This is a genomic window from Thiomonas sp., assembly GCF_054608695.1.
The window spans coordinates 1-3016 of the sequence record NZ_JBTRXV010000191.1; the positions used below are offsets into that span (position 1 = coordinate 1).

Annotated in this window: 3 protein-coding genes; all 3 read left to right on the forward strand. The window is 68.9% G+C overall.

Translation table 11 applies throughout. From position 1 onward, the window contains the following. The first annotated feature begins 26 nt into the window (after positions 1-26). The 3 genes from ACYCUK_RS24070 to ACYCUK_RS24080 are packed head-to-tail and all read left to right on the forward strand — an operon-like array spanning position 27 to position 3014. Positions 27-1148 (forward strand): Re/Si-specific NAD(P)(+) transhydrogenase subunit alpha, encoded by a 1122-nt coding sequence (locus tag ACYCUK_RS24070; RefSeq protein ID WP_461597109.1) that lies wholly within the window; start codon positions 27-29, stop codon positions 1146-1148. A 55-nt stretch (positions 1149-1203) separates the two neighbouring features. After that, positions 1204-1518, forward strand: coding sequence for an NAD(P) transhydrogenase subunit alpha part 2 (locus ACYCUK_RS24075; RefSeq protein ID WP_461597107.1), 315 nt, complete (start codon positions 1204-1206; stop codon positions 1516-1518). A gap of 59 nt (positions 1519-1577) precedes the next feature. Then, complete coding sequence (locus ACYCUK_RS24080; RefSeq protein WP_461597108.1) at positions 1578-3014, forward strand: NAD(P)(+) transhydrogenase (Re/Si-specific) subunit beta; 1437 nt, start codon at positions 1578-1580, stop codon at positions 3012-3014. Positions 3015-3016: the final 2 nt, after the last annotated feature.

The following is a 3016-nucleotide window of genomic DNA, read 5'->3' on the forward strand; positions in this document are numbered from 1 at the left end:
TCCCCAACCCACAAGGAGAATCCTGGATGCGCATCGGCGTTGTTGCTGAGAGCTTAGGAGGAGAGCGGCGGGTGGCGGCCACACCCGAGACCGTCAAGAAGCTGGTGGCCCAGGGCCACACCGTGCTGGTGCAAAGCGGAGCCGGGCAGGGCGCCGGGGCCAGCGACGCCGACTACCAGGGCGCCGGCGCCCAGATGGTCGACGCCGCGGCGGCGCTGGGGGCCGAGCTCGTGCTCAAAGTGCGCCGCCCGCAGCCGCACGAGCTGGCGCAGATGCAGCCCGGCGCGGCCGTGGTGGGCATGCTCGAGCCCTTCCACGCCGAAGGCCTGCAAGCCCTGGCCGGCGCGGGCCTGACGGCCTTCGCCCTGGAGGCCGCCCCCCGCACCACCCGCGCCCAGAGCCTGGACGTGCTCTCCAGCCAGGCCAACATCGCCGGCTACAAGGCCGTGCTCCTGGCCGCCAACCTCTACCCCCGCTTCATGCCCATGCTCATGACCGCCGCCGGCACCGTCAAGGCCGCCCGCCTGGTCGTGCTCGGCGCCGGCGTGGCCGGGCTGCAGGCCATCGCCACCGCCAAGCGCCTGGGCGCCGTGGTCGAAGCCTCCGACGTGCGCCCCGCCGCCAAAGAGCAGATCGAGTCGCTGGGCGCCAAGTTCATCGACGTGCCCTTCGAGACCGACGAAGAACGCCAGATCGCCCAGGGCGTGGGCGGCTACGCCCGCCCCATGCCCCCAAGCTGGCTCGAGCGCCAGGCCGCCCTGGTGGCCGAGCGCGTCAAGCAAGCCAACATCGTCATCACCACCGCCCTCATCCCCGGGCGGCGCGCCCCGGTGCTGGTGAGCGAGGCGATGGTCCAGGGCATGCGCCCCGGATCGGTCATCATCGACATGGCCGCCGCCCAAGGCGGCAACTGCCCGCTCACCGAAGCCGACCAGACCGTGGTCAAGCACGGCGTGACGATCGTGGGCGACACCAACCTGCCCGCCCAGGTCGCCGCCGACGCCTCCCAGCTCTACGCCCGCAACGTGCTCGACTTCCTCAAGCTCGTGCTCGACAAGGACCGCGGGCTGGTGGTCAACCTGGACGACGACATCGTCGCCGCCTGCCTCATGACCCAGGGCGGCGAGGTCAAGCGCAAGAGCGCCTGACGGATGCGCCCGCAACGCCCTGCCGCCCCCGCCATCCGCCAAGGACATCCCCACCATGCATGACATCGCCCCCTTCGTCATCAACCTCACCATCTTCGTGCTGGCCATCTATGTCGGCTACCACGTCGTGTGGACCGTCACGCCGGCGCTGCACACCCCGCTGATGTCGGTGACCAACGCCATCTCCGCCATCATCATCGTCGGCGCCATGCTGGCCGCCGCCCTCACCGTCACCCCCTTGGGCAAGAGCATGGGCGTGCTGGCCGTGGCCATGGCCTCGGTCAACGTGTTCGGCGGCTTTCTCGTCACCCGGCGCATGCTGGAGATGTTCAAGAAGAAAGAGCGCGCCCCCGCCCCCAAGGCGCCCTGAGCCATGACGCCAGCCCCCGCGATGCCCGCCACAACCCAGAACCCATCCAAGGATTGGTCATGACCCTCAGCATGAACCTGGTCACCCTGCTGTACCTCATCGCCTCGGTGTTCTTCATCCAGGCCCTCAAGGGCCTGTCGCACCCGGCCTCGAGCCGCCGCGGCAACGTCTTCGGCATGACCGGCATGGCCATCGCCGTGCTCACCACCGTGGCCCTCATCCTCAAGATCGGCGGCGACGCCGGGGCCGCCGGCCTGGGCGATGTGCTGGGCGCCATCGTCGTGGGCGGGGCCGTCGGCGCCACCATGGCGCGGCGCGTGGAGATGACGAAGATGCCCGAGCTGGTGGCCTTCATGCACAGCATGATCGGCCTGTCGGCCGTGTGCATCGCCGTGGCCGAAGTGGCCGAGCCGCACGCCTTCGGCATCGTCGCCGCCATGGGCGACCCGCTGCCCTACGGCAACCGCGTGGAGCTGTTCATCGGCGCGATTGTGGGCGCCATCACCTTCAGCGGCTCCGTCATTGCCTTCGGCAAGCTCTCGGGCCAGTACAAGTTCCGCCTGTTCCAGGGGGCGCCGGTGCGCTTTGCCGCGCAGCACTGGATCAACCTGGGCATCGCCCTGGCCACCATCGGCTTCGGCCTGGGGTTCTGGGCCACGGCGGCCTGGACGCCCTTCCTCGTCATGCTGGCGCTGGCCTTCGTCCTCGGCGTGCTCATCATCATCCCCATTGGCGGCGCCGACATGCCGGTGGTGGTGTCCATGCTCAACAGCTACTCCGGCTGGGCGGCCGCGGGCATCGGCTTCTCGCTGGAGAACCCCATGCTCATCATCGCCGGCTCGCTGGTGGGGTCGTCCGGGGCGATTCTCTCCTACATCATGTGCAAGGCGATGAACCGCTCGTTCTTCAACGTGATCCTGGGCGGCTTCGGCGGCGAGGCCCAGGCGGCGGCCACGGGCGGGGCGCAGCGCACGGCCAAGTCGGGCAGCCCGGACGATGCGGCCTTCCTGCTGGGCAATGCCGAGAGCGTGATCATCGTGCCGGGGTACGGCCTGGCGGTGGCGCGGGCGCAGCATGCCTTGAAGGAGCTGGCGGCCAAGCTCACGGCCAAGGGGGTGAGCGTGAAGTACGCCATTCACCCGGTGGCCGGGCGCATGCCGGGGCATATGAATGTGCTGCTGGCCGAGGCCGAGGTGCCCTACGACCAGGTGTTCGAGATGGAGGACATCAACCCCGAGTTCGCCCAGGCCGATGTGGCCGTGGTGCTGGGGGCCAACGATGTGGTGAACCCGGCGGCGAAGACCGATCCGCAGTCCCCCATCGCCGGCATGCCCATCCTGGAGGCCTACAAGGCCAAGACGGTGATCGTGAACAAGCGCTCCATGGCCACCGGCTATGCCGGCCTGGATAATGACCTGTTCTACCTCGATAAAACCATGATGGTCTTCGGCGACGCCAAAAAGGTCATCGAGGACATTACTCGGGCTATCGAATAGGC

Coding starts and splice junctions, on each gene's coding strand:
- ACYCUK_RS24070 (WP_461597109.1), top strand. CDS start 27: ATGCGCATCGGCGTTGTTGCTGAGAGCTTAGGAGGAGAGCGGCGGGTG.
- ACYCUK_RS24080 (WP_461597108.1), top strand. CDS start 1,578: ATGACCCTCAGCATGAACCTGGTCACCCTGCTGTACCTCATCGCCTCG.
- ACYCUK_RS24075 (WP_461597107.1), top strand. CDS start 1,204: ATGCATGACATCGCCCCCTTCGTCATCAACCTCACCATCTTCGTGCTG.